We start from the raw sequence: 25,097 nt of genomic DNA on the forward strand, positions 1-25,097 counted from the left end.
GACGCCCTGCCCTACCTCGACGCGCCCCCTTGCTGTGACGCCTTGAGGAATCCCCGCAGAATCTCCTCCCCCGCCGCGACCCCGCGCTCCGGCAGCACGGTGAGGCCCGGTGCGGTCCACCCCGTGTCGGCCAGCTCCCCGTGGCCGGGGCGCCACGAGCGGTCGGCGGCCAGGAGCAGGTCCGCGTCGAGGAGCGAGTCCCCGGCGGCGAGGATCTCGTCGGCGCCGATCCGGCGGGCCACCTCGCGCACCGCCGCGCTCTTGGTGAGCGGCTTCGGCACGGCGTAGATCTTGCGGCCCTGGAGGGAGACCGTCCAGCCGCGGGTGTCCGCCCATTCGGCGAGCTCCTTGACCCAGCCATCGGGCAGCAGGGAACGCTCGACGACCAGATACGCGAACAGCTCCTCGGCCACCCGCTCCTTCAGGAGCCAGGCCGGGGCGGCGGCGCCCACCATGTGTGCGCGCACCTCGTCGAGCGGGGCGCACTCGGCGGCGATGCGCCGGTCGACGTCCGCGCGCCACTCGGGGTCCGAGACGCCGTCGACGAGCAGGTGCCCGCCATTGGCGCAGATCGCGAACTTCGGTGCGGGGCCCGGCAGATGGATGCGGCCGTACTGTTCGCGCGTACGCGTGGTCGTCGGCACGAAGACCGTGCCGCGGCCGACCTCGTCGAGCAGACCGGCGGCGGCCTCGGTGACGTACGAAAGGGGCTTGCTCTCGTAGACCTCGACGCAGAGCAGGCGCGGCGCGTCGGCGTCGGGCATGGTCAGGCCGAGCGCGGCGGCGGAGTAGATGAGGGTGCGGTCGAGGTCGCTGGCGACAAGCACCGTGCGGGGCGCGCTGGGCGTGTTCACTTGGCCGCCACCGCCTTGCCGTCCGTGCCGGTGGCGCCGCGGGTGAACTGAGGGTGGATCAGTCCGACGCAGGTGTAGGGGAGTTCGGGCACTTCCTCGACCGGTACGCCGCGCTGCTCGGCGAGGAGGCGTACGTGGTCGAGGTCGGCGCCCGCGCCGGTGCGCGCGAGGATCTTCCAGGGGACGCGGCGCAGCAGCACGCGCGTCGTCTCGCCGACGCCCGGCTTCACCAGGTTCACGTCGTGGATGCCGTACTCCTCGCTGATCCGCTCGACGGCCGCCCAGCCCTCCCAGGTCGGCGCCCGGTCCGCCGAGAGCACCTCCTTGACCTGGGCGTCGACGGCGTCGGCCACCTCGTCGAAGCGGGCGGCGACGGACGCGATGAAGTCGAGGGAGACATCACCTTCGGCCAGTTCGCGGTAGAACTTCGCGCCGTGGAAGTCGTCGGGGCCGACCAGGTCGGCGCGGAGCACGGTGCGCGATATCAGGCCGGACACGGTCGAGTTGAGGCAGGCCGAGGGGATGAGGAAGTCCTCGCGGGTGCCGTAGGTGCGCACGCAGGAACCGGGGTCGGCGAGCACGGCGATCTCCGGGCTGAACCCGGCGGGACCACCGGCCTCCTCGAACTCCCGTACCGCATCGGCCAGTTCGCGGGTGATCGCGCCCTTCCCGGTCCAGCCGTCGACGAACACCACGTCGGCCGGGTCGTGGTGGGCGGCGAGCCAGCGCAGGGCGTTGGCGTCGATGCCGCGGCCGCGCACGATCGACACGGCGTAGTGCGGCAGGTCGAGCCCGTGCCGGTGCTGCGCCCAGCGGCGCATCAGGACGCCGACGGGCGTGCCCGCGCGGGCGAGGGAGACGAGGACGGGGCGCGGTGACCGCTCGGCGAGGACCGTCTCGGTGACCGTGCCGACGGCCTGCGCGATCCGGGCGGCGGAGGTGTCGAGCGCGGCCCGGAACAGCTCCTGGTACTGCGGGCTCGGCTGGTACTCGACGGGCAGCGATTCGGCGTAGTGCGCGCCACCGCTCTGTATCGCCTCCTCGCGCTCCTCGGTGGGCGCCTCCAGCGTCACGTCCGAGAGGTCCTGGAGCAGCCAGCCGACGTCTTCGGGCGCGTACGAGGAGAAGTCGGGGCCGCGGAGGGGGTCGGGCAGCATGGAGGGCCTTTCGGGGACGTACTCAGGAACGCGCTCAGGGGCATGCTCAGGAACGTACGAGGGGACGACCGCGAGCAGCACCTGCGGGGTGTGGGCCGCGAGCTGCGCCAACAGGCCGTCGAGGGCGTGCAGTTGGGGGGTGTCGCCCACGGAGTCGACGACGGCGACGATCGCGTCGAAGCCGCCGCCCGCGACGTTGTACGCGTACCGGTCGCCGGGTCCGTCGGCCGGCGCGTCGTGCGCGGGGAAGACGAGGCGGCTGCGGATGGCGTAGCCGGGGTCGTCGACGGCGAGGACGGGTGAGCGGGTGGTGGTGGAGTAGCGGATGTCGGCAGCGCCACAGAGCCGCTCCTCCAGGGCTACGCCGAGGGCCAGCGGGGCGTACATCAGCTCTTCGAAGCCGAGGACGAGGATGCGGGGGCGGATACGGGCGCCGGGCTTGCGCGGAGGAAGCGCCTGCGCGAGCCGGTCCGCCATCTCCGGCAGCGCGTCGTCGAGCGCCGCGCGGTGCTCGGGCGTGAACCCGTGGCGGCCGCCGTCCGGGACCCCGGCCGGCCAGTCGAGCGCGACGCGGGTGACCGTGCCGTGCTCGCGGCGCGGGGTCGGCAGGGCGGTCGCCGTCTCGTGCTCCGCGACCAGCGCCTGGCCCTTCTCCAGGACGCCGTCCGGCAGCCGTACCGTGCCGGACGCCATGGCGATCAGGTCGACGCGTGCGCCGATCTCCTCGGCGAAGGCGGCCAGGCGGCCCTGGTCCTCGGGCGAGCGCATGTCGACGAGCGCCACGATGACGTACCGGTCGCGCGGATAGCTTTCGTGCAGGGCACGGATCGTGTTGAGGACCGTGTTGCCCGTGGAGAACTCGTCGTCCACCAGGACCAACGGGCCGTCCCCTGCGAGGAGTTCGGGGTCGGCGGGCAGCAGCAGGTGCGAGGTCGCGTGCGAGTGGGACTCCTCGAAGCCGCCCGCCTGGCGCACCCCGTCGACCGGGCGGCGCGTGGAGTGCAGATACGGCGCGAGGCCGATGCCGTCCGCGACGCTGTGGCCGAGGCCCGTGGCCGTCTCCGCGTACCCGAGGACGACCGAGCGCCGGGCCTGAGCGTCGCCGAGCAGCGCGCGCACCCGGATGCCGAGGTCGTGCCCGGCGGCGTACACGACGGACGGGCTCTGCGGCACGTGCTTGCCGAGGACGTTCGACACCAGGAGATGCGCCCGCTTCGGGTTGCGGCGCAGGGCGAGGCCGAGCAGTCCGCTCAGGCTCGCGTCGCCGACGAGCTCCACGCCGAGCCGCTCGGCGACCCATGTCCCCGACCACACCGCGTCGTCGTCCGTCACCGCCTCGTCGCCCGTCACCACGTCGCCGTCCGTCACCACGTCGTCGTTCACAGTCCTCGCACAGTCCTTGCCTCCGAAACCTTCGACCCGGGAATGCCGGCGCCCCGCGGTCAACCCGCGATCCCGGCGGTGAGCAGCTCCACGAAGCCGATGTCCTCCCGCGCGACACCGAAGACCTCGGCGCGCTGCAGGGTCCGCTCGGCCCACGCGCGGTGCGGCTTCACCTCGTTCATCTTGTTCGTGTACGCCGAGCGCATCACCCCGCCGCCGCCCCGCTCGGGGCGCAGGATGTCCTCGGCGTCGCTGAACTCCTCGTGGCTGACGACCGAGAGCGCGTGCACGGGCAGCACGTGCGAGGGGTGGATGCAGGTCTTGCCGAGCAGGCCGTTGGCCCGGTCCAGCTCGATCTCGCGGAGCAGCCCGTCGATGTCGTGCTCGATGAGCGCCTGCCGCAGCTCCTCGGCCCGCCCCTCCAGGAACGGGCTGCGGCGCAGCTGCGGCTTGAACATCCTCTCCTGGACGCGGAAGTACTCCCACACCGGCCCGGTCACGGTGAAGCCCGTGCCGTCGGCCCGGCCCAGGTGGTTCACCACGTCGGCGATGACCGAGGCGACGATGTGGACGTCGTACGCCGTCATGTGCGGGGGCCTGCGCAGGCCGTACGCGGAGCAGAAGTCGGTGACACCGAGACGCAGCGCGAGCACCCGTTCCCGGTACTTGTCGACGGTGCGGGCGATCCCGGCGAGGGTCTCGGAGCGGCTCTCCAGGTGCAGCAGCTCGGGCGATTCGAGGACGGGCATGGCGAAGAGCCGCCGCCCACTCGCCGCCTCGGCCGCGGAGAGCGACTCCAGGAAGGGGACGCCGCGCTCCTCGGTGAACTTGGGGAGCACGAATCCGGAGAGCAGCCCGATGTGGGCGCCGAGGCGGTGCGTCAGGTCGGCTATCTGTTCCGGCGTACGGACCCTGATGAAGAGCAGCGGCGGTCTGGCGTCCTCGCGGGCGGCCAGCTCCGCGAACTGTCTGACCAGGTTCTCCTCGGCCCCGACGACTTCCGCGTCGTCGATCGAGTCCTCGAGGCAGAGCACCATCGAGATCACGCCACGCCCGGCCTGCTTGAGGATGTCGTCGGCGAGCCGGGGGCGCGTGGCCGGGCTGTACAGCGTGGCGCCGAGCGCCGCTGCCAGCAGGCGGGGAGAGGAGTCGGCGGTGAAGTCGCACGGCTCCCGATGGAAGAGGCGCTGTCGCACCTCTGGGGCGATTTGCCCGAAATGACGCATGAATTTCCCCTGTACTCGTCGGCGCGGCCCGACGTGATGTGGCCGGTAATAGTACGTAGGGACGGGTGTCAAGGGTTCCCCATGGGCATGAAATCCAGGTAACCCGGCCATGTCAGACACAGAGACCACACACCGTCACCCCCGCGTTGTCCCGTCCGCGACCGGGAAGGCAGGATGACCGCATGACGCACGCGATGTTGAAGGGGTCGAACGTCCCGCTCGAGGCCACGGCCGTCCGCGCCGTGCTGCGCTGGACCCCGGGACAGGGTGTCCCCGACGTCGACGCGTCGGCGCTCCTGCTCGGCGCCGAGGGCCGCGTGCGGTCCGACGAGGACTTCGTCTTCTACAACCAGCCGCGCCATCCCTCGGGCAAGGTCTGGCGGCTCGGCAAGAAGCGGGTCGCCGAGGGCCTGACCGACACCATCCAGACGGACCTGGGGGGCATGGACCCCGCGGTGAGCCGGGTCCTGCTCGTCGCGTCGGCCGAGGACGTCCCCTTCGAGCGCGTACGCGCGCTGCGGATCCTGCTGTACGACGCCGCGGTCACCGAGGGCGAACCGCTCGCGTATTTCGACATCACCCCGCAGACGGGCGCCGAGACGGCTCTGATCTGCGGCGAGCTCTACCGGCGCGGCGACGCCTGGAAGTTCCGCGCCCTGGGCGAGGGCTATCTGAACGGCCTGGAGGGCCTCGCCAGCGACTTCGGGATCTCCGTGGACGAGTCGGAGGCCGTGCCCGAGCCGACCCCGGAGGCGTCGCTTCCGCAGGCGTCCACGGGGCAGGCGCAGGCCCATGCCCAGGCCCATGCCCCGGGCGGCCAGAGCCAGGTGTCCCAGCCGCTGCCGCCGGCCCAGCCGCAGCCCTTCCCCTCGTCCGCGGCGCCCACGGCCCCGGTCCCGCAGCCCTTCCCCGCACCGGCGCCCCAGCCCTCGTACGGCTACCCGCCGGAGCCCACGAACCGGCCCGTGCCACAGCCTTCGTACGGCTATCCGCAGCCGGCGCCCGCCGCCCAGCCCGCACCGGTCACGCAGCCCTCGTACGGCTATCCGCAGCCGGTCGCCCCGATGCCCGACCCGAACTTCCGGCTGCCCCCGCAGGGGCCGCAGTTCCTGGCGCGCTGAGCCCGGGGCTCCGGCGCCGACCCGGCGGGGGCTGCCCCGCACGGCGGCACTCAGCTGCCGCCCGCCTTCGCCTTGTAGCCCCGGCCCCACTGGAGCCCCCAGCCGTACAGCCGGTCCAGCTCCGCCTGGAAGCCGTACACGAACTTCACCTCGCGGCGTACGACCAGCTCGCCCTTGACGTTCTCCAGCGACGCCACGGCGCACGACCGGGCCTGCGGCTGGCGCTCGTCCAGGTCGATCTCGATCCGCGGGCCGTTGCTGGGGTAGAGCGTGACCTTGGCCTGCGTGCGGTCGAAGGCGGGCGTCTGGTCGTAGATGTACGCGAAGAACAGCAGCCGCTTGATCGACTCGCGGTGGTCGAGGTTCACATAGATCGTCTCGCCGGACGGCGAACCGAACCGGTCGTCGCCGCTGAGCTTCACGTACGGCGGGGCGTTGAGGCTCCCGAAGAAGCTGCCGAGCGGCTGTACGACGCCCTTGGCGCCGTCCGTCATCTCGTACAGGCAGCCGATGTCCAGGTCCACGTTGACCACGCCCTGGGTGTGCGCCTGCACCACGTCGGGCTGGAACATCTTGAAGGGATGCCGCAGCAGTCCGCCGCCCGGCCGCTGCTTGCCGATGATGTCGGACGTACGCATCCGCCAGGAGAGATTGACCCGCAGATTGCCGGTGGCCGCGCCCTGTTTGCTGAGCGAGACCGTCGGATGCCGTTTGGTGAGTTCGATGGCGTTGGTCGCGGCACTGCCCGACTCGAAGTCCATCGAGCGCCCACGCCATAAACCGTCCCAGAAGGACATTGCCGCCCCCAAAGTCGCGTGCGTATACGGGCGGGGCGGCCCTCGAGGAGTCCACCTCGAAGACCGCCCCGCTGAAGCGTTCCTCACTACGCCCCCGGTCACACCCCGGAGGTCGGAACGTCAGACGCCGGACGAGACCTCGGCCTTCTCGTCCGAGCTGCCTTCTCCCTCGGCCGCCGCCAGCGCGCGGTTGCGGCGCACGGAGGACCAGAAGGACCAGGCGATCAGGATGACGCCGATCGAGCCCGTGATGACCTCGGGGATCTCGTACTGGATGGTGATGAGGAGGAGCGCGGCGAGGGCGCCGATCGCGTAGTGCGCGCCGTGCTCCAGGTAGACGTAGTCGTCGAGGGTGCCCTGGCGGACCAGGTAGACCGTGAGCGACCGGACGTACATCGCGCCGATGCCGAGGCCGAGCGCCATCAGGACGATGTCGTTAGTGACCGCGAAGGCGCCGATGACGCCGTCGAAGGAGAACGACGCGTCCAGGACCTCGAGGTAGAGGAACATGAAGAAGGCGGCCTTGCCGGCCAGGACGACCGCAGGAACCTTCTTGCCGGTCCGCTTGGCCTCTTCCTCCTCCTCGTGCTCACGCTCCTCCTCTTCCTCGATCTTGTTCTCGAAGAAGCTGGAGAGACCGCCCACGATGAGATACGTGATGAGTCCGGCTACGCCGGAGAGCAGCACGGTCTCCGCCTTGTCGACGTGCGCGCCGCCGTGCTGGTGGGCGTGGGTGGCGACGGTCATCGCGGAGATCATGAGCACGATGAGCGCGACACAGGCCGACAGCATGTCGATCTTGCCGAGCTTGGCGAGCGGACGCTCGAGCCAGCCGAGCCATTTGATGTCACGGTCCTCGAAGACGAAGTCGAGGAAGATCATCAACAGGAACATGCCACCGAAGGCGGCGATCGACGGGTGCGCGTCGGTGACCAGCTGCTGGTACTGGTCCTTGTCGTTGAGCGCGAGCCGCACAGCCTCGATCGGACCGATCTTGGCGCTGATGGCCACGATCGCGACGGGGAACACAAGCCGCATGCCGAAGACGGCGATCAGCACACCGATGGTGAGGAAGATCTTCTGCCAGAAGGCATTCATCTTCTTCAGGATCCCGGCGTTGACCACCGCGTTGTCGAAGGACAGCGAGATCTCGAGGATCGACAGGATCGCCACGATCCCGAATCCCGTCCACCCCCCGTAGAACACCGCCGCGACCAGGCCGAGCGCGGTAACCGCGAACGACCAGCCGAAGGTTTTCAGAAGCACTGGCTACCCAATCGTGTGTGTACGGGCTCCCGTGTAGCGGTCTCCCCCGCGCCGGTCCCCGGCTTTACGAAACATTGACCCCGAAGTCTAGAGCGATGCCCCGCAGCCCGGACGCGTACCCCTGTCCAACGGCGCGGAACTTCCATTCGCCGCCGTAGCGGTACACCTCGCCGAAGATCATCGCCGTCTCCGTGGAGGCGTCCTCCGACAGGTCGTACCGCGCGAGCTCCTGGAGGTCGGCCTGGTTGACCACGCGAATGAACGCGTTGCTGACCTGACCGAAGGTCTGCCCCCGGTTGTCGGCGTCATGGATCGAGACCGGAAAGACGATCTTGTCGCAGTTGGCCGGGACCTTGGAGAGGTCGATCAGGAGCGACTCGTCGTCCCCGTCACCCTCACCCGTGAGGTTGTCGCCGGTGTGCTCGACCGAGCCGTCCGGGCTCTTCAGGTTGTTGTAGAAGACGAACCACTCGTCGCCGAGGACCCGGCCCGAGTTGCACATCAGGGCGCTGGCATCGAGGTCGAAGGGTGCGCCGGTGGTGGAGCGCGCGTCCCAGCCGAGGCCGACCAGGACCTGTGTGAGGTTTGGTGCGGCCTTGGAGAGGGAGACATTGCCTCCCTTGGCGAGCGTGACGCCCATGATGTGGTCCTCCCCGTGGTTCGAGAGCAAGAGTTCCCGGGCTCCCCTGGTGCGGGAGCGGGAGTCGAGCAAGGTGTGCAAGCGATGTCGAGCACGTCCGGCGCCGCACTCATGAGGTGCGGCGCCGGACGACGGTACGAAGGGCGTGCTCGGCTCAGACGTTGACGCCGAAGTCCTGCGCGATGCCGCGCAGACCCGAGGCGTAACCCTGGCCGACGGCACGGAACTTCCACTCGGCGCCGTTGCGGTACAGCTCGCCGAAGACCATCGCCGTCTCCGTCGAGGCGTCCTCGGAGAGGTCGTACCGCGCGATCTCCGCGCCGCCCGCCTGGTTCACGACGCGGATGAACGCGTTGCGGACCTGGCCGAACGACTGCTGGCGGGACTCCGCCTCGTAGATCGAGACCGGGAAGACGATCTTGTCCACGTCGGCCGGGACGGCGGCCAGGTCGACCTTGATCGCCTCGTCGTCGCCCTCGCCCTCACCGGTGGTGTTGTCACCGGTGTGCTCGACGGAGCCGTCCGGGCTCTTCAGGTTGTTGAAGAACACGAAGTTGCCGTCGCTGCTGACCTTGCCCTCGGCGTTGGTCAGGATCGCGCTGGCGTCGAGGTCGAAGTCCGTACCCGTCGTGGTGCGGACGTCCCAGCCCAGGCCGACCAGAACCGCGGTCAGGCCGGGGGCCTCCTTGCTCAGCGATACGTTGCCGCCCTTGCTGAGGCTGACTCCCACAAGTCCTCCCAATAGATGTCCAGGGGCGGGGAGCCCCAGTCGTGCTTTGCCATCGGATCAACGAGTGGATCCTAGTGACCGGTTCCCGGCCGCCACAGGCTCTGCACCTGAAGAATCACAGGGTGTCACCCCTGAGGAAACTCAGGGCCCGCGGAATCACAGGGAAGCGAGCGCCCTGACGTACTCGTCGAGATCGCGGGCGTCCGGCAGCGCGTTGACGACCGTCCAGCGCACCACGCCCTCCTTGTCGATGATGAAGGTGCCGCGCACCGCGCAGCCCTTCTCCTCGTCGAAGACCTCGTACGCCCGCGAGACCTCGCCGTGCGGCCAGAAGTCCGAGACGAGCGGGTACTCGAGGCCCTCCTGCTCGGCGAAGACGCGCAGGGTGTGGATGGAGTCGTTGGAGACGGCGAGCAGCTGGGTGTCGTCGTTGACGAACTTCGGCAGCTCGTCACGGAGCGCGCAGAGCTCGCCGGTGCAGACGCCGGTGAACGCGAAGGGGTAGAAGAGCAGCACCACGTTCTTCTCGCCGCGGAAGTCCGAGAGCTTCACGGTCCGGCCGTGGTTGTCCTTCAGCTCGAAGTCCGGGGCCTTGGTGCCGATCGCGAGTCCAGCGAGCGCCATGAATATGCATCCCTTCGACGGGGCCCCTCGGGTGGGGCCGTTCGGGTGACACCCACCCTACGTCCGCCGATCTACCCCACTTTGGGCACTCGACTCCTCCCGCGGGGCCTTCTGGGGGTGTGCCGGACCTTCTGGGGCGTTTGAGCGCGCGTGAGGCCCTCGCCGACGGATGTCCGTCGGCGAGGGCCTCACAGCGGCTCTGCCGGGGTCGCGGCTCTCGCGCGCGGCTAGCGCTTCTTCGCCGCCCCCTTGGGCGTGCTCAGGCGACTGCCGTTCCAGTCCTTGCCGGCGTTGATGCTCTTGGTCTGGGACAGGCCCGCCGTGGTGGAGGCCTCGCCGATCTCGCTCGGCTCGACGTAACCGTCCCGACCGGTCTTCGGGGTCAGCAGCAGGATCGAGCCGCCTTCCTCCATGTACGCGATGGCGTCCACCAGCGCATCAGTCAGGTCCCCGTCGTCCTCACGGAACCAGAGCACCACGGCGTCAGCCACGTCGTCGTAGTCCTCGTCGACGAGTTCGGAGCCGATGGCCTGCTCGATGGCCTCACGGAGCTCCTGGTCGACGTCGTCGTCGTAGCCGATCTCCTGGACCACCTGGTCGGGCTGGAAACCAAGCCTTACGGCAAGGTTCGTCTCCGCGTGGTCCGCGGTCGCGCTCACGGATTGCCTCCTGATCATGTTTTTGGGTATGCCTTCAGCCACGCGCGTGCGCGGGGCGTTGGCCGTAGTCCACACGGGCGGAACGGATCGCGCAAGTACCCGGCCGTCAAGACCGCTGAAACGGTGACGTTCCCGGCCGTGTCGCCGCAACTCAAGACCCACCCACCAGATCCTTCTCCGCTCGCGTTTCGCTGGTTTCCCCGGCGAACGGTCTTACGAAACGGCTAGGCAGGATGGGCGTATCGTTGCGATTTGGTCGAGCCTACCCCAGGGCCGCCGGGCGGACCTCTCCGTTACCTCTCGGTAGAGATGACGATTCGGCCCACGCGGTACACGATGGGGAACGTCTCACAGCCAGGCAGAACCCAGGCGAAAGCCCCAACAGCGAAGGAACAGCGTGGCTTCCGGATCCGATCGCAACCCGATCATCATTGGCGGCCTGCCGAGTCAGGTCCCGGACTTCGATCCCGAAGAGACCCAGGAGTGGCTCGACTCCCTCGATGCCGCGGTGGACGAACGCGGCCGTGAGCGGGCCCGCTACCTGATGCTCCGGCTGATCGAACGCGCGCGCGAGAAGCGCGTCGCCGTGCCCGAGATGCGGAGCACGGACTACGTCAACACGATCGCCACCAAGGACGAGCCCTTCTTCCCCGGCAACGAGGAGATCGAGCGCAAGGTCCTGAACGCGACCCGCTGGAACGCCGCGGTGATGGTCTCCCGCGCCCAGCGCCCCGGCATCGGGGTCGGCGGTCACATCGCCACCTTCGCCTCCTCGGCCTCGCTCTACGACGTGGGCTTCAACCACTTCTTCCGCGGCAAGGACGAGGGCGACGGCGGCGACCAGATCTTCTTCCAGGGGCACGCCTCCCCCGGCATCTACGCCCGCGCATTCCTCCTCGACCGGCTCTCCGAGCAGCAGCTCGACGCCTTCCGCCAGGAGAAGTCGAAGGCCCCCTACGGCCTGTCCTCGTATCCGCACCCGCGCCTCATGCCGGACTTCTGGGAGTTCCCCACCGTCTCCATGGGCCTCGGCCCGCTCGGCGCGATCTTCCAGGCGCGGATGAACCGCTACATGGAGGCGCGCGGCATCGCCGACACCTCCAAGTCGCACGTCTGGGCCTACCTCGGCGACGGCGAGATGGACGAGCCCGAGTCGCTGGGCCAGCTCTCCATCGCCGCCCGCGAGGGCCTGGACAACCTGACCTTCGTCGTCAACTGCAACCTCCAGCGCCTCGACGGCCCGGTGCGCGGCAACGGCAAGATCATCCAGGAGCTGGAGTCCCAGTTCCGCGGCGCCGGCTGGAACGTCATCAAGCTGGTCTGGGACCGCAGCTGGGACCCGCTGCTCGCCCAGGACCGCGACGGCATCCTGGTCAACAAGCTGAACACCACGCCCGACGGCCAGTTCCAGACCTATGCGACGGAGACCGGCGCATACATCCGCGACCACTTCTTCGGCGGCGACCACCGGCTGCGCGCCATGGTCGAGAACATGACCGACGAGCAGATCCTGCACCTGGGCCGCGGCGGTCACGACCACAAGAAGGTCTACGCGGCCTACGCGGCGGCCAAGGCCCACAAGGGCCAGCCGACCGTCATCCTGGCGCAGACGGTCAAGGGCTGGACGCTCGGCCCGAACTTCGAGGGCCGCAACGCCACCCACCAGATGAAGAAGCTGACGGTCGACGACCTCAAGGGCTTCCGCGACCGGCTGCACATCCCGATCACGGACCAGCAGCTGGAGGACGGCGCCCCGCCGTACTACCACCCGGGCCGCGACTCGGAAGAGATCCAGTACATGCACGACCGCCGGCAGGGCCTCGGCGGCTATGTCCCGACCCGCGTCGTGCGCGCGAAGCCCCTGCAGCTCCCCGCGGAAAAGACGTACGCACCCGCGAAGAAGGGCTCGGGCCAGCAGTCTATCGCCACCACCATGGCGTTCGTCCGCATCCTGAAGGACCTCATGCGGGACAAGGAGATCGGCAAGCGTTTCGTGCTGATCGCCCCCGACGAGTACCGCACCTTCGGCATGGACGCCTTCTTCCCGAGCGCGAAGATCTACAACCCGCTCGGCCAGCAGTACGAGGCGGTCGACCGTGAACTGCTGCTCGCCTACAAGGAGTCCCCGACCGGGCAGATGCTGCACGACGGCATCTCCGAGGCGGGCTGCACGGCCTCCCTCATCGCCGCAGGCTCGGCCTACGCCACCCACGGCGAACCGCTGATCCCGGTGTACGTCTTCTACTCGATGTTCGGTTTCCAGCGCACCGGCGACCAGTTCTGGCAGATGGCCGACCAGCTGGCCCGCGGCTTCGTCCTGGGCGCCACCGCCGGCCGCACGACCCTGACCGGCGAGGGCCTCCAGCACGCGGACGGCCACTCCCAGCTGCTCGCCTCGACCAACCCCGGCTGTGTCGCCTACGACCCGGCCTTCGGCTACGAGATCGCGCACATCGTCAAGGACGGCCTGCGCCGGATGTACGGCCCCGACAGCGAGGACGTCTTCTACTACCTCACCGTCTACAACGAGCCGATCCAGCACCCGGCCGAGCCCGCCGACGTGGACGTCGACGGCATCCTCAAGGGCATCTACCGCTTCAAGGCGGGCGAGCAGGGCGCCATCCCGGCGCAGATCCTCGCCTCCGGTGTCGCGGTGCCGTGGGCGGTCGAGGCCCAGCAGATCCTCGCCTCGGAGTGGAACGTCAAGGCGGACGTCTGGTCGGCGACCTCCTGGAACGAACTGCGCCGCGAGGCCGTCGAGGTGGAGCGCCACAACCTCCTGCACCCCGAGGAGGACCAGCGCACGCCGTTCGTGACGCAGAAGCTCTCCGGCGCCGAAGGCCCGTTCGTGGCCGTCTCCGACTGGATGCGGAGCGTCCCCGACCAGATCTCGCGCTGGGTGCCCGGCACCTATCAGTCGCTCGGCGCGGACGGCTTCGGCTTCGCCGACACCCGCGGCGCCGCCCGTCGCTTCTTCCACATCGACGCGCAGTCGATCGTGGTCGCCGTGCTGACCGAACTGGCCCGCGAGGGCAAGCTCGACCGCTCGGTGCTGAAGCAGGCGATCGACCGCTACCAGCTGCTCGACGTCACGGCCGCCGATCCGGGTGCCGCCGGAGGCGACGCGTAGGAACGACGCATGGGCGACGCGTCGGAACGACGCATAGAGGCGTAGGAGATGCGTATAGACGCGTAAGAGCGACGCATGGACGATGTGCGGGATGTGCGCGTAGTACATGTCTAGCCAGCACACGCCTTGGGTGAGGGGCGGCGGGCCGCGGGGTCCGTCGCCCCTCGGCGTTTTCTACGATGCCCGAATGAACGCGTCCCAGAAGCAGCCGACGGCACAACTCCGCTGGGAGCGACGCACCCAGCGTCCCCTCCTCGCGCTCGCGGTGGCCTTCGCCGTCGCCTACGCCGTGCCCATCGTGCTGCCCGACGCGAGCAAGGCCGTGTCGGAAACCTGCGCGGTGGTGGAGTGGATCGTCTGGGGCTCGTTCGCCGCCGACTATCTCGTCCGCCTCTATCTCACCGACCACCGCAAGCAGTTCGTCCGCTCGCACTGGCTGGACCTGTGCGCTGTCCTCCTCCCCATGCTGCAGCCGCTGCGGTTGCTGCGGCTCGTCTCGACTCTGCTGCTGGTCGGGCGACGGGCCCGGATGGCGTCGCAGATTCAACTGACGACGTATGTCGCGGGTGCCGTGGTGGGCCTCCTCATGTTCGGTTCACTGGCCGTTCTGTCGGTGGAGCGGGAGTCGCCGGACGGCAACATCAAGACCCTTGGGGACGCGGTGTGGTGGTCCTTCACCACGATGACCACCGTCGGCTACGGGGATCACGCGCCCACGACGGGACTCGGGCGGATGCTCGCGGTCGGCCTGATGCTGTCGGGCATCGCGCTCCTCGGTGTCGTCACCGCCAACATCGCGGCCTGGTTCATCGCTCGTTTCGACCGGGACGATGTCGAGGAGCGACGCCAGACGGCCGCGATCGAGGCCCTGACGGCGGAGGTGCAGGCGCTGCGGGCACAGGTGACGACGTTGACGGCGGCTGGGGGTTCGGGCGTGCCGGGTGCCGGGGGTTCGGGCGTACCGGGTGCCGGGGGTTCGGACGTGCCGGGTGCCGGGGGTTCGGACGTGCCGGGTGCCGGGTCCTTCACCGCGGCGGGTGCGGCGCCGCAACGGGTGCCTCGGCCCGGGGTGGTCGAAGGGGTCGCGGGCGCCGAGCCCCCTCGGTGACGCGCGCCCCGGTCAGTTCTCCCAGACCTTGAAGGCCCGTACGCGATAAGGCGATTCGGGCGTCCAGGTGCCGCCGCCCGGATACGTGTCGAACTCGCCGGTCTCGGCGCACTCCGCCGATTGGTATGTGGTGACCGGTCGGCCGGTGCGATTGGCGAGGGCTTCAGCGCTGCCCCCCTCCGGCAGCGCTACACAGCTCTCGATGTCGATCCCGGACAGGTCATACACCTGCCGGGCACCCCGGAAGTCCGCCTTCTCCCATAGGCAGAGCTCACCTGGACCGCAGCCGGCGAGCGTTGGTGGTGTTGCCGCTCCCGCATGTGCGGGGGTAAGGATCACCGCGGCGAGCGCGGCGGCGGTGACGGTCGAGGGCAGCGTCGTACGCATCTGATTCAACTCCCGTGTCGTGTCGATCACTTGTCAGAACTGTGACCCACTCGCTCGCTCCGTCGGAAGGGGTACGGATGTACGTCACCCTGATAGGCGAAAGCCCCCCAGTACGACCCTGAGGGGCTTTCCCTGATGCGTGGACGCCGGGCGGCTGCCCGCTCGACGCAGGCGCTGAACGCGTGCCGCAGTGCGCCCTAGATGTGTGCCGCTCCGGCGCCCGCCTCGGCGTTGGCGCCCCTCTTGGTCAGGAGGGCGACCAGGGCCGCGATGACCGAGACGACACCGGCGACGGTGAAGGCCAGGCCCATGCCGGACATGAAGGTGGCGTGGACGACGTCCGTGATCTTGGCGAGGACGCCTTCGTTGACGCCCGGGGCCTTGGCCACCTGATCCGGCACGGCGCCGATGGCTGCCGCCTTGTCGAGGCCCGGCGGGGGCGCGTCCGGCAGGCCCGCGCCCTGCCACTCGCCCGCGAGGTCGGAGTTGACCTTGTTGGACATGACGGCGCCGAGGACGGCCGTACCGAGGCTGCCGCCGACCTGCATGCCGGCCTGCTGGAGACCGCCCGCGACGCCGGAGAGCTCCAGCGGCGCGTTGCCCACGATGACCTCGGTGGCGCCGACCATGACCGGGGCCAGGCCGAGGCCGAGGAGGGCGAACCACAGCGACATCGACCAGGTGCCGGTCTCCGTGGTCATGGTCGTCATGCCGAACATCGAGACGGCCGTCAGCACCATGCCGCCCACCAGCGGGACCCGCGGCCCGAACTTGGTGATCAGCGCGCCGGCGATCGGCGACGAGACGATCATCATGGCCGTCAGCGGCAGCAGGTGCAGGCCGCTGTCGACCGGGCTCATGCCGTGCACGTTCTGCAGGTAGAACGTGACGAAGAACAGGCCGCCCATGAAGGCGAAGGCCATGAGCACCATGAGGACCGTGCCCGCGGAGAGCGGCACGGAGCGGAACAGGCCCAGCGGAATGAGCGGTTCCTTGACCTTCGTCTCCCACACGGCGAAGACCGCGAAGAGGACGACGGCCGCGCCCAGGAACGCCCAGGTCTTGCCGCTGCCCCAGCCCCAGGCGTCACCGGCCTTGATCAGTGCCCAGATCAGGGAGAACATCGCGCCCGAGAGCAGGATGATGCCGGGGATGTCGAAGGACCTCGGCGCGTTCTCCGCGCGGTGGTCCTTGAGGATCACCAGGCCGAGGACGAGGGCGACGACGCCGACCGGCACGTTGATGAAGAACACCGACTGCCAGCTGACGTGCTCGACCAGCACACCGCCGAGGATCGGGCCTCCGGCGGTGGAGGCGCCGATGACCATGCCCCAGATGCCGATCGCCATGTTCAGCTTCTCGGCGGGGAACGTGGCCCGCAGCAGGCCCAGCGCGGCCGGCATCAACAGCGCGCCGAAGAGGCCCTGGAGCACCCGGAAGGCGATCACCAGGGAGACGCTGCCGGAGACGCCGATGGCACCGGAGGCGAGGGCGAAGCCCACGACGCCGATGAGGAAGGTCTGCCGGTGGCCGAAGCGGTCGCCCAGCTTGCCCGCGGTGATGAGCGCGACGGCCAGCGCGAGGAGGTAGCCGTTGGTTATCCACTGGACGTCCGCGAGCGAGGCGCCGAGGTCCTTCTGGATGGCCGGGTTGGCGATGGCCACGATGGTGCCGTCCAGGGCGACCATCATCACGCCGATCGCGACGGAGAAGAGCGTCAGCCATGGGTGGCCGCGCAGCCCTTTGGTCGCGGCCGGAGCGGACGGCGGCTCCGGCGCCTTGTCCGCCTTGTCGACGGTGGTCTGACTAGTCATGGGCGCGAGGCTAATGTCAGCCGCTGACAGTTGACAAACCAATTCACAAGTCGGTAACTGTCACGTGGCTCACAGGTAGGGTGAGCGGGTCGGACAGGCAGGAAGAGGACCACGGCGTGAGGACCGAGCAGCGGGTGCCGGCCTCGGCGGAACCGCAGGCCGAGGCGCCCGAAGCGGTGCGCGAAGAGCCCGCGAGGCCCGGCCTTCGCGAGCGCAAGAAGCAGCGCACGCGTGACGCGCTCCTGCGAGCCGCCCTCGAGCTGTTCACGACCAAGGGGTACGACGAGACGACCGTCGACGAGATCGCCGAGGCCGTCGACGTCTCCCAGCGCACGTTCTTCCGGTACTTCACCAGCAAGCAGGAGACCGCCTTCGCCGTACAGGAGATGGTGGAGCGGCGATTCGTGGAGGTGCTGCGCGAACGACCCGCCGACGAGGCGCCGTTGACCGCGCTGCGCGAGGCCGTCCTCGGGGCCTGGGACGCGCTGGGCCGGTCCATCGAAGAGGTCGTCCCGGTCGAACTCCACATGCGCACCTACCGGATGATCGAGTCCACACCCTCCCTGCTGGCCACGTATCTGCGCCGCTCCATCGAGATGGAGGAGGAGATCGCGCATCTGATCGCCGAGCGCGAGGGGCTCGACATCGACGAGGACCCCCGACCGCGCGTGGCGGTGGCCGCGTTCAGCGGGGTGATGCGGGTCACCGGTCAGATGTGGGGAGCGGGCGAGGACACCAGCGTGGAGTCGATCCGTGCGATCACCGCGTCCTATCTCGACCACCTGGGGCCCGCGCTGGCGGGGAACTGGCGCACGGAGCAGCCGCGCGCACCGCACACGAGTGCGGGCAACTGATCAACTTCCGTACCGGATCGGTACGTTGAGTAACACATGACCGCACAGCGAGTGACCGTGCGCCCCGGATGCGCTGCGCTTACGCGCCACGCACACAGCGTGATGAAGTGGCGCGGCGCACGCCCGCTTTGCCTCAATTACCCCACAGGAAACGTGATCTGCCTCACCCGGTGCACGGCAGGCATCACGATTCTCCTAGGCTGTTCCGTAGTGACTTCCTTCGACTCCTCCCCCCAACTGAGCGTCTGGCGCGCATTGCTCGCGCTTGCCGTCGTGTTCGTCATGCTGGCGACCACCGGCTGGACCGCGGTTCGCAATCACCGGCACGCGGCATCGCCGCTCGAAGCCACACTCTCCGCGTGGGAGAGAGGGCACATCAACGGCCGGGCGCTGCCCGACCCCGATGCCCCGGCCGGCAGGCTCGCTCATTTCTTCGCGTCGCTCAGCGCGCACGACAGGGCCCGGCTCGCGGACCGCTATCCCCTTGCGGTCGGCAACATGAACGGTGCCCCCGTAGCGCTGCGTTACCGCGCGAATCACCTTGCGCTCGACCAGGCGCGCAAGGTCGAGCGCAAGCGCATGCACGACAAGCGTCTCTCGCCCCATGGGCAGGCGGAGGCGGAGCGCAGGATGAAGCGGTTCGGCGTGATGATGCGCCCGGGCCGACAGGTCCTCGCCTTCGACCCGATGGGGTCGGGGCGCATAGCCGAGGTCTTCGGAGACCTCGACCGGGCCTCCAGGGTGTCGGTCGTGGTGCCCGGTGTGGACACCAATCTGCTGACCTTCGAGCGGACCTACCGCAAGTACTCGGCTCCTGTAGGCATGGCCAAGGCCCTGTACGGCGCGGAGCGCTCGGCCAGTCCACGCGCGCGTACCGCCGTGATCGCCTGGGCGGACTACACCGCGCCCATCGGCCTCGGGGTCGACGCGGCGACGGCCATGCGCGCCGAGGACGGCGCGGTCCGGCTCAACGCCCTGGTGCGCGGGCTGCCCGGCCACTCGCCCATCGCGCTGTACTGCCACAGCTACGGCTCGGTGGTCTGCGGGGTCGCCGCGCGGGAGCTGCCGTCCCGCGTCTCCGACATCGCGGTCGCGGGCAGCCCCGGCATGCGGGCGGACACGGCGTCACAGCTGGGCACGGGTGCCCGCATCTGGGCCACCAGGGACGGCGACGACTGGATCCAGGATGTACCGAACATGGAGGTCGGCGGGCTCGGCCACGGGGCCGATCCCGTCTCCGGAGACTTCGGCGCACGGGTGGTCTCCGCACGGGGCGCGATCGGCCATACCGGCTATTTCGAGCCAGGCACGGAGAGCCTCAGCAACTTCGCCGACATCGGCATCGGCTCTTACCGCTCGGTGCGGTGCGCGAACGGGGATGACGACTGTCGGAAGGGTTTTTCCGGAACGTCAGCGGCCTGACGCGCGTAGAAATCGACGAAACAGCGGCCCGCCGCAGGAGGGACGGAGACGCGCGTGCCGCCTACGATGAGCCGCATGGGTGACGTACTGGCCGGATTTCATGCCGCCTGGGAGTTCGAGTCCGACTCCGTGCTCATCCGCTACGAACGGGGGATCCGCACACCGAAGCTCCTTCAGGCGCTCGGTGAACGCCGCATCCCCCATGAGGCGATCGCAGCGGTGACACTGACTCCTGGCAAACGCGGGACGGTGGTCCTGCATGCTGTGCCGCGGCCCGGGGCGGATCCGCTGATGGAAGCGGCCGCGGGGCAGCTCAAGGACGGCTGCGACCCCTACCGGCTCGTGCTGCCGGCCGAGCGGGAGACGCTCGCGGAGTACTACGCGGACGAGCTGCGGGCCGTGCTCACCCAGGACGACTGCGGGCCTCCGGAGCGTTACCTGGTGGCCGCGCCGGAGACGCCGCTGCAGTTCAAGGCGTACGACGGCAAGGCGTCCTTCGACGGCAAATCGGTGGCCTTCCGCTGGTTCTGGACGGGTGCCTCGTCCGCGAAGTGGAAGGCCGGCGACCAGAGCTTCCTGGTCACGGACCTGAGCGGCGTCGAGTGGCGCTCCCCCGAGGTCTTCGAGGGCCATCTGCGGCTGCTGCGCCGCGAGACCCCGCTGGCCCAGCCCGCACAGGCGGACCAGGACCCGGCGGCCGTCGTCTTCGGCCTCGGCTACGGCCCGGTGCACGAGTCGCTGCCCTTCGCGGCGTCGGTGCTCGCCGCCGTCCGCTCCTCGGGACCGGCCCTGACGCCCGGCACGGCCGGTACCACCGCCCCGGTAACCCGCCGCGATCCGGCGGACATCGCGGAGCGCATCCGGCACCTCGGCGAGCTGCACCAGGCGGGGCTGCTGACGGACGAGGAGTTCACGACGAAGAAGGCCGAGCTGCTGGCGGAGCTCTGACCCCCGTGCGGTGGGGGTCGCGGGGCGCGGCTCATACCCCGGTATGGGCGGGGCCTCTGTTCGTACCTGGGTATGAGGGGCAGGTCAGCTCTGGGGTACGACGGCACGGCGGAGGCTTCTTGCCTACGCTGAGCAGGCCATGAGCAGCGCATCGACACCACCACCGGACCAGGATCCCCGCCGATCGGCCGCCGAGCCGGGGCGGCGCGGGGTCACCCTTCGACGTGCGACCGCGGGTGTCCGCGAAGGGCTCGGGCGGGCCGGGGTCTTCTTCACCACGCCCGAGGGGCAGTCCGAGCCCTTGCTGGCCCGCGCGCCCAAGCGCTGGATGCGGCTGCTGCCCCTGATCATCGCGCTGGCGTTCGTCGCGACGCTCATCCCGGTCACCACCCAGGTCCTGACGAACGACTACGGCGTGGGCGGCGGCCTCGCGGGTGCCCTGGCGGTCGCCCAGTCCGCCCCGCTGCTCCTCGCGATCAGCCGTCCGCTGCTCGCCTGGTGCATCATGCTCGCCGCCGATGTCATCGGGGCGATCGTGACGCTGTCCGTGGGCGAGGGCCGCCCCGCACCCTGGACAGCCATGATCATCGTGGCGTACGTGGTGCTGTGCCTCGCCCTCTCGCTGCGGGAGAGCCGGCGCACCCTGCTGGGTGTCTGGCTGGTCACCGTCGTCGCGAGCCTGGTCCTCGGCGCGTTCCGGGACAGCGGCGGCCAGGACACCGGCGTGCTGCTGATCGTGCTGAGCGGTGTGGCGCTGTTGCTCGGCGCGCTGCTGCGGGAGCGCGGCGACGCACAGCGCAGACTCGTCGAGCAGGAGACGATCAGCGAGGCCGAGCGCGCCCAGCGCACCCTCCTGGAGGAACGGGCCCGTATCGCCAGGGAGTTGCACGATGTCGTGGCCCACCACATGTCCGTGATCACGGTCCAGGCGGACTCCGCCCCTTATCGCCTCAAAGGTCTTCCGGACGCGGTGCGCGAGGAGTTCGGGAGCATAGCGGCGAGCGCACGCGAGTCCCTCACCGAGATGCGGCGCCTCCTCGCGGTGCTGCGCAGTGAGGGCGCGCAGGGCGAGCGGGCACCGCAGCCGGGGCTCGACAGACTGCCGCATCTGGTGGAGGCGACGGTGCGCGCGGGCCTGCCGATCGAGCTGTCACGTCCCGAACTGGCCGTGCTCACACAGCTGGCCGAAGTGACCCCGGCCGTCGACCTCTCCGCGTACCGCATCGTCCAGGAAGCCCTGTCGAACGTGATGCGGCACGCTCCGGGTGCCGCCACGTCCATCACCGTCACCCTCGACGACGAACAGCTGCTGCTCCTCGTCGTCAACGGCCCGGCCACCGAACAGCCCGCCCCACTGGAGGGCAGCGGCACAGGGCACGGGCTCGTCGGCATGCGCGAGCGCGTACGGTTGGTCGGCGGCACGGTCGACACCGGTCCGCTGCCCGACGGGGGCTACCGCGTGGCAGCCCGACTCCCCCTCCTCAAAAAGGATTCCGGCACCGCATGACCATCCGCGTGATCATCGTCGATGACCAGAACATGGTGCGGGCCGGCTTCGCCGCACTGCTCGCGGCGCAGAGCGACATCGACGTCGTGGGCGAGGCGCCGAACGGCAAGGAGGGTGTCGACGTCAGCCGCCACACCCATCCCGATGTCGTCCTGATGGACGTGCGGATGCCGGAGATGGACGGACTGGCCGCGGCCCGCGCCCTGTTGGACCCGCCGCCCGGAGTGGTGCACGTCCCCAAGGTGCTGATGCTGACCACCTTCGACGTGGACGACTATGTGTACGAGGCGCTGCGCGCCGGCGCCTCGGGATTCCTCCTGAAGGACGCGCCGCCCGCCGACCTGATCTCGGCGGTACGGGTGGTGGCGTCGGGGGAAGCGCTGCTCGCCCCGTCGGTGACGCGGCGGCTCATCACGGACTTCGTCAAGCAGCGGCCGCGCAACGACCAGTCGCTGCGGCTGAACGGGCTGACGCCGCGTGAGACCGAAGTACTGGTGCTGATCGCGCGCGGTCTGTCCAATCAGGAGATCGCCGAGCGGCTCGTCCTCGCCGAGCAGACGGTGAAGACCCATATCGGCAAGGTCCTGTCCAAGCTCGACCTGCGGGATCGCGCACAGGCCGTGATCTTCGCGTACGAGTCCGGCCTGATCACTCCCGGCGAGCAGTAGAGCCCACACCCCCTACCGCGGTATCGCTCCACATACCCCGGTATCAGTTGCGAGTTGGCTCCTCAGTGTGAGGTGCCGCGGGGCACCGTCTCCCTACCTTTCCCCTCGTCACGCCAGAGCGCGCAACGGAAATGGGGAGGGAGACGGGCCATGCGCCTTCGTTCTTGGAAATCTCGCGGCTGGAAATCCCGCGGCAGGCGGACCCTGGTCGCCGCGGCACTCACGACAACGGTCGTGGCGGGTACGGCGGGTTGGGCCGTCGGCAATGAGCAGCAGCCGCTCACCGGCCCACCGCCGGGTACGAGCGCCTGGCGTGCGGACGGCCATACGGTGGGGGCGCGGCTGCCCGACCCGGCGTCCGCGTCCCCCGCCCGAGTGGCCGCGTTCTTCGATTCGTTGAGCCGGGCCCAGCAGCGTGAGCTGGCCGAGCGGCATCCGTCGGTCGTCGGCAATCTGGACGGCGCCCCGATCGCGCTGCGGTACGAGGCCAACTCCCTTGCCCTGAAGGCCGAGCGCGCACGCGAGCAGGCCCGCGTCAGCGATCCGCGCCTCACTCGGCAAGATCACGAGCGGGCCCGGTCCCTGGTGACGCGTTACGGGGAGCTCCTGGAGCCCGGTAGGCGGATCCTCGCCTTCGACCCTCGCGGCAGAGGCCAGATCGCCGAGGTCTACGGCGACTTGGCGAGTGCCGACCGTGTGTCGGTGATCGTGCCGGGTTCCGACATCGACCTGAACACCTTCGACCGCTCGAACGACGAGTACGGCACACCGGCCGGGATGGCGCGCTCGCTGCACGCGGCGGCGGACGGCCGCACGGCCGTGGTCGCCTGGGTCGGGTACACCACACCGGTCGGGCTCGGCCCCGACGCCGCGACGGGACGGCTCGCGGAGGCGGGAGCTCCGCGCCTCGCGCGGTTCGTGCAGGGCCTGACCGCATCAGGCACCCCGCGCCCCGCCGTGTTCTGCCACAGCTACGGCTCAGTGGTGTGCGGCCTCGCGGCCCCGGAGTTGCCCGCGTCCGACCTGGTGGTGCTCGGCTCCCCCGGGATGCGCGCCGACAGCGTGGCCGATCTGCACACCACCGCCCGCGTCTGGGCCGCCAGGGACGACAGCGACTGGATCGGCGACGTGCCGAACGTCGAACTGTTCGGCCTCGGGCACGGCGCGGACCCGGCCGCCCCGGATTTCGGGGCCCGACGAGTTCCCGCGGAGCGCGCCGAGGGACACACCGGCTACTTCAAGCCCGGTACGGATTCCCTGGCGGCGTTCGCCGCCATCGCCGGGGCCTCCCCGCACACCCCGTCGGACGTCGGCACCGGCCCGAGCCGGCCCGCCGCCGACGCCCGCACCACCGGAGAGCGGTCATGAGCCTCACAGCCCTCACACCCCTGACCCGTCTGCGCAGGACCGCGTCGGCGATCGACGCCAAGACACCCGCCCACCGCGACCGGGCCATAGACGGGCTGCGTGCCCTCGCCCTGCTCGCCGTGCCAACCGGGCACTGGCTGCTCGGCGGCTTCACCCTCGACTCCGGGGGCGCGCTGCACAATGCCAGCCCGCTGGCCTCGTTCGGCTTCTTCGCGCCGGTGAGCTGGGTGCTGCAGATGCTGGGCATCTTCTTCCTCGTCGGCGGATATGCCTCCGCGCTTTCGTACCGCCGGGCGGCGGCACGCGGTGAGTCGACCGGGCGCTGGCTCCGTGGACGGGTGGCGCGCCTCGGGCGGCCGGTCCTCGGGGTGACGGCCGTATGGGCCGCGCTGATCCCCGTGCTGTACGCGATGGGAGTGCCGGGCACGACGTTGCGCACGGGGTCCACGCTCGTCATACAGCCGCTGTGGTTCGTCGGCATCTATGCGGTGATCACGGCTCTCACGCCCTGGTGCATCCGAGCGGCCGAGCGGTTCGGCGCCTGGGCCGCGGCGCCGCTGCTCGGTTCGGTCGCTGTGGTCGACTTCCTGCGGTACGGCCCGTTCGGGGACGCCGTGCCGTCCTGGCTGAGCCTGTTGAATCTGCTGCCCGGCTGGCTGTTCGCCTATCAACTGGGCGTCGGCTGGGGCGAGAAGAAGCTGGGCAGGCGCGGTGCGTGGGTGCTCCTGGTCGGGGGCACGGCACTGTTCGCCGCGTTGCTGCTCCTGTTCCACTACCCGATGTCGATGGTCGGCGTGCCGGGTGAGGCGCGGACGAATTCGCATCCGCCGTCGCTGCTGGTCCTGGCGCTGGCCGCCGCGCAGAGCGGTGCGGCGATCCTGCTGCGCGAGCGGATCGGCAGGCTGCTGCGCAGGCCGGCCCTGTGGGCGCCGGTCGTCGTCATCAACCTGTCGGCGATGACGATCCTGTGCTGGCACCAGACGGCGCTGCTCGCCGCGGCCGTACCGGGCTCGTTCCTCGGTGGCACGGTGCCGGGGCTGACGGCGGCGCCGGACACCCTGGGCTGGATAGCCGCCCGGATCGCCTGGCTTCCCGTGTTCGGCGCCCTCCTTGTGCTGATAGGCCGCCATACCCGCGGCTTCGAAGCTCCCTGGAAGCGGGCGACCCATGGGCGAAAGGCACTCGCCGGGGTGCTGGCGGCCGGGTTCGCGGTATTCGCGCTGGGGTTGGCGTGAGGGGCTGGGGTGCTGGGGTTGGCGTAAAGGGCTGGGGTGCTGGGGCGGGGACGGTCCGGCGGGGCCGGCCCCGTGGGATCAGCACGTTGAGCCAGCCCGTCGAGCCGCCGTCGAGCCAGGCCGTGGGGCCAGACAGCGGGGCCAGCCCTCGCCTCACCGCCCGTCAGGCCGTCAGGCCGTCAGGCCGTCAGGCCGTCAG

Annotated in this window: 20 protein-coding genes and 1 pseudogene; 10 read left to right on the forward strand and 11 right to left on the reverse strand. The window is 70.0% G+C overall.

Annotated elements, in window-relative coordinates; translation table 11 throughout:
- Window positions 1–11: 11 nt before the first annotated feature.
- The 3 genes from ACIBKX_RS03560 to ACIBKX_RS03570 form a co-directional block, all read right to left on the reverse strand.
- Window positions 12–854: an HAD family hydrolase gene (locus tag ACIBKX_RS03560; protein WP_399375624.1), complete on the reverse strand. Its 843-nt coding sequence runs from the start codon at window positions 852–854 to the stop codon at window positions 12–14.
- Window positions 851–3,364, reverse strand: coding sequence for a phosphoribosyltransferase (locus tag ACIBKX_RS03565; RefSeq protein WP_363270837.1), 2,514 nt, complete (start codon window positions 3,362–3,364; stop codon window positions 851–853). Before ACIBKX_RS03565 ends, ACIBKX_RS03560 begins: the two co-directional genes overlap by 4 nt.
- 89 nt (window positions 3,365–3,453) lie before the next feature.
- Window positions 3,454–4,620, reverse strand: a complete 1,167-nt coding sequence (locus ACIBKX_RS03570) for an HpcH/HpaI aldolase/citrate lyase family protein (protein ID WP_363270633.1) — start codon at window positions 4,618–4,620, stop codon at window positions 3,454–3,456.
- Window positions 4,621–4,802: 182 nt separating this feature from the next.
- Between ACIBKX_RS03570 and ACIBKX_RS03575 the strand changes: the two genes are divergently transcribed.
- The gene (locus tag ACIBKX_RS03575) at window positions 4,803–5,741 is read left to right on the forward strand and encodes a TerD family protein (protein WP_363270632.1); all 939 of its coding nucleotides are present in this window, start codon (window positions 4,803–4,805) and stop codon (window positions 5,739–5,741) included.
- Between the two features lie 50 nt (window positions 5,742–5,791).
- Here ACIBKX_RS03575 and ACIBKX_RS03580 read toward each other — a convergent pair whose 3' ends face one another.
- From ACIBKX_RS03580 to ACIBKX_RS03605, 6 genes are all read right to left on the reverse strand, one after another.
- On the reverse strand, window positions 5,792–6,538 hold the full coding sequence (locus tag ACIBKX_RS03580) for a Tellurium resistance (protein WP_363270631.1): 747 nt from the start codon (window positions 6,536–6,538) through the stop codon (window positions 5,792–5,794).
- A gap of 120 nt (window positions 6,539–6,658) precedes the next feature.
- Entirely contained in the window at window positions 6,659–7,804 is a 1,146-nt protein-coding gene (locus tag ACIBKX_RS03585; protein ID WP_363270630.1) for a DUF475 domain-containing protein, read from the reverse strand.
- A 64-nt stretch (window positions 7,805–7,868) separates the two neighbouring features.
- On the reverse strand, window positions 7,869–8,444 hold the full coding sequence (locus ACIBKX_RS03590) for a TerD family protein (protein WP_363270836.1): 576 nt from the start codon (window positions 8,442–8,444) through the stop codon (window positions 7,869–7,871).
- Between the two features lie 154 nt (window positions 8,445–8,598).
- A complete protein-coding gene (locus ACIBKX_RS03595) occupies window positions 8,599–9,174 on the reverse strand; it encodes a TerD family protein (RefSeq protein ID WP_363270629.1) in 576 nt (191 codons plus the stop codon).
- Window positions 9,175–9,330: 156 nt separating this feature from the next.
- A complete protein-coding gene (locus ACIBKX_RS03600; RefSeq protein WP_363270628.1) occupies window positions 9,331–9,798 on the reverse strand; it encodes a peroxiredoxin in 468 nt (155 codons plus the stop codon).
- A gap of 227 nt (window positions 9,799–10,025) precedes the next feature.
- Window positions 10,026–10,457 carry a DUF3052 domain-containing protein gene (locus ACIBKX_RS03605; RefSeq protein WP_363270627.1) on the reverse strand — a complete coding sequence of 144 codons (432 nt, stop codon included), beginning with the start codon at window positions 10,455–10,457 and terminating at the stop codon, window positions 10,026–10,028.
- A gap of 397 nt (window positions 10,458–10,854) precedes the next feature.
- Here ACIBKX_RS03605 and aceE point away from each other — a divergent pair, with 397 nt between their 5' ends.
- Together aceE and ACIBKX_RS03615 are read left to right on the forward strand one after the other, a co-directional pair.
- Window positions 10,855–13,587 (forward strand): pyruvate dehydrogenase (acetyl-transferring), homodimeric type, encoded by a 2,733-nt coding sequence (gene aceE / locus ACIBKX_RS03610; RefSeq protein ID WP_363270626.1) that lies wholly within the window; start codon window positions 10,855–10,857, stop codon window positions 13,585–13,587.
- Between the two features lie 187 nt (window positions 13,588–13,774).
- On the forward strand, window positions 13,775–14,695 hold the full coding sequence (locus ACIBKX_RS03615; RefSeq protein WP_363270625.1) for a potassium channel family protein: 921 nt from the start codon (window positions 13,775–13,777) through the stop codon (window positions 14,693–14,695).
- Window positions 14,696–14,707: 12 nt separating this feature from the next.
- Here ACIBKX_RS03615 and ACIBKX_RS03620 read toward each other — a convergent pair whose 3' ends face one another.
- Both ACIBKX_RS03620 and ACIBKX_RS03625 read right to left on the reverse strand, forming a co-directional pair.
- A complete protein-coding gene (locus ACIBKX_RS03620; protein WP_363270835.1) occupies window positions 14,708–15,082 on the reverse strand; it encodes a peptidase inhibitor family I36 protein in 375 nt (124 codons plus the stop codon).
- Between the two features lie 175 nt (window positions 15,083–15,257).
- Window positions 15,258–16,896: pseudogene (locus ACIBKX_RS03625) on the reverse strand (MFS transporter); the annotation flags it as partial.
- A 176-nt stretch (window positions 16,897–17,072) separates the two neighbouring features.
- Here ACIBKX_RS03625 and ACIBKX_RS03630 point away from each other — a divergent pair.
- From ACIBKX_RS03630 to ACIBKX_RS03660, 7 genes are all read left to right on the forward strand, one after another.
- The gene (locus ACIBKX_RS03630) at window positions 17,073–17,750 is read left to right on the forward strand and encodes a TetR family transcriptional regulator (protein ID WP_363270834.1); all 678 of its coding nucleotides are present in this window, start codon (window positions 17,073–17,075) and stop codon (window positions 17,748–17,750) included.
- 210 nt (window positions 17,751–17,960) lie between these two features.
- Window positions 17,961–19,172 (forward strand): alpha/beta hydrolase, encoded by a 1,212-nt coding sequence (locus tag ACIBKX_RS03635; protein WP_363270623.1) that lies wholly within the window; start codon window positions 17,961–17,963, stop codon window positions 19,170–19,172.
- A gap of 66 nt (window positions 19,173–19,238) precedes the next feature.
- Window positions 19,239–20,120, forward strand: coding sequence for a DUF4429 domain-containing protein (locus ACIBKX_RS03640; RefSeq protein ID WP_363270833.1), 882 nt, complete (start codon window positions 19,239–19,241; stop codon window positions 20,118–20,120).
- A 139-nt stretch (window positions 20,121–20,259) separates the two neighbouring features.
- Window positions 20,260–21,627 carry a sensor histidine kinase gene (locus ACIBKX_RS03645; protein WP_363270622.1) on the forward strand — a complete coding sequence of 456 codons (1,368 nt, stop codon included), beginning with the start codon at window positions 20,260–20,262 and terminating at the stop codon, window positions 21,625–21,627.
- Window positions 21,624–22,295, forward strand: a complete 672-nt coding sequence (locus ACIBKX_RS03650; protein ID WP_363270621.1) for a response regulator transcription factor — start codon at window positions 21,624–21,626, stop codon at window positions 22,293–22,295. The genes ACIBKX_RS03645 and ACIBKX_RS03650 overlap by 4 nt, the downstream gene beginning before the upstream one ends.
- A 150-nt stretch (window positions 22,296–22,445) precedes the next feature.
- The gene (locus ACIBKX_RS03655) at window positions 22,446–23,663 is read left to right on the forward strand and encodes an alpha/beta hydrolase (RefSeq protein ID WP_363270620.1); all 1,218 of its coding nucleotides are present in this window, start codon (window positions 22,446–22,448) and stop codon (window positions 23,661–23,663) included.
- Entirely contained in the window at window positions 23,660–24,898 is a 1,239-nt protein-coding gene (locus ACIBKX_RS03660) for an acyltransferase (RefSeq protein WP_363270619.1), read from the forward strand. The genes ACIBKX_RS03655 and ACIBKX_RS03660 overlap by 4 nt, the downstream gene beginning before the upstream one ends.
- The last annotated feature ends 199 nt before the right edge of the window (window positions 24,899–25,097 follow it).

The sequence above is a fragment of the Streptomyces sp. NPDC050658 genome, assembly GCF_044457025.1.
Taxonomy (GTDB): Bacteria; Actinomycetota; Actinomycetes; order Streptomycetales; family Streptomycetaceae; genus Streptomyces.

Coding starts and splice junctions, on each gene's coding strand:
- ACIBKX_RS03570 (WP_363270633.1), bottom strand. CDS start 4,620: ATGCGTCATTTCGGGCAAATCGCCCCAGAGGTGCGACAGCGCCTCTTC.
- ACIBKX_RS03575 (WP_363270632.1), top strand. CDS start 4,803: ATGACGCACGCGATGTTGAAGGGGTCGAACGTCCCGCTCGAGGCCACG.
- ACIBKX_RS03580 (WP_363270631.1), bottom strand. CDS start 6,538: ATGTCCTTCTGGGACGGTTTATGGCGTGGGCGCTCGATGGACTTCGAG.
- ACIBKX_RS03590 (WP_363270836.1), bottom strand. CDS start 8,444: ATGGGCGTCACGCTCGCCAAGGGAGGCAATGTCTCCCTCTCCAAGGCC.
- ACIBKX_RS03600 (WP_363270628.1), bottom strand. CDS start 9,798: ATGGCGCTCGCTGGACTCGCGATCGGCACCAAGGCCCCGGACTTCGAG.
- ACIBKX_RS03615 (WP_363270625.1), top strand. CDS start 13,775: ATGAACGCGTCCCAGAAGCAGCCGACGGCACAACTCCGCTGGGAGCGA.
- ACIBKX_RS03620 (WP_363270835.1), bottom strand. CDS start 15,082: ATGCGTACGACGCTGCCCTCGACCGTCACCGCCGCCGCGCTCGCCGCG.
- ACIBKX_RS03640 (WP_363270833.1), top strand. CDS start 19,239: ATGAGCCGCATGGGTGACGTACTGGCCGGATTTCATGCCGCCTGGGAG.
- ACIBKX_RS03645 (WP_363270622.1), top strand. CDS start 20,260: ATGAGCAGCGCATCGACACCACCACCGGACCAGGATCCCCGCCGATCG.
- ACIBKX_RS03650 (WP_363270621.1), top strand. CDS start 21,624: ATGACCATCCGCGTGATCATCGTCGATGACCAGAACATGGTGCGGGCC.
- ACIBKX_RS03655 (WP_363270620.1), top strand. CDS start 22,446: ATGCGCCTTCGTTCTTGGAAATCTCGCGGCTGGAAATCCCGCGGCAGG.
- ACIBKX_RS03660 (WP_363270619.1), top strand. CDS start 23,660: ATGAGCCTCACAGCCCTCACACCCCTGACCCGTCTGCGCAGGACCGCG.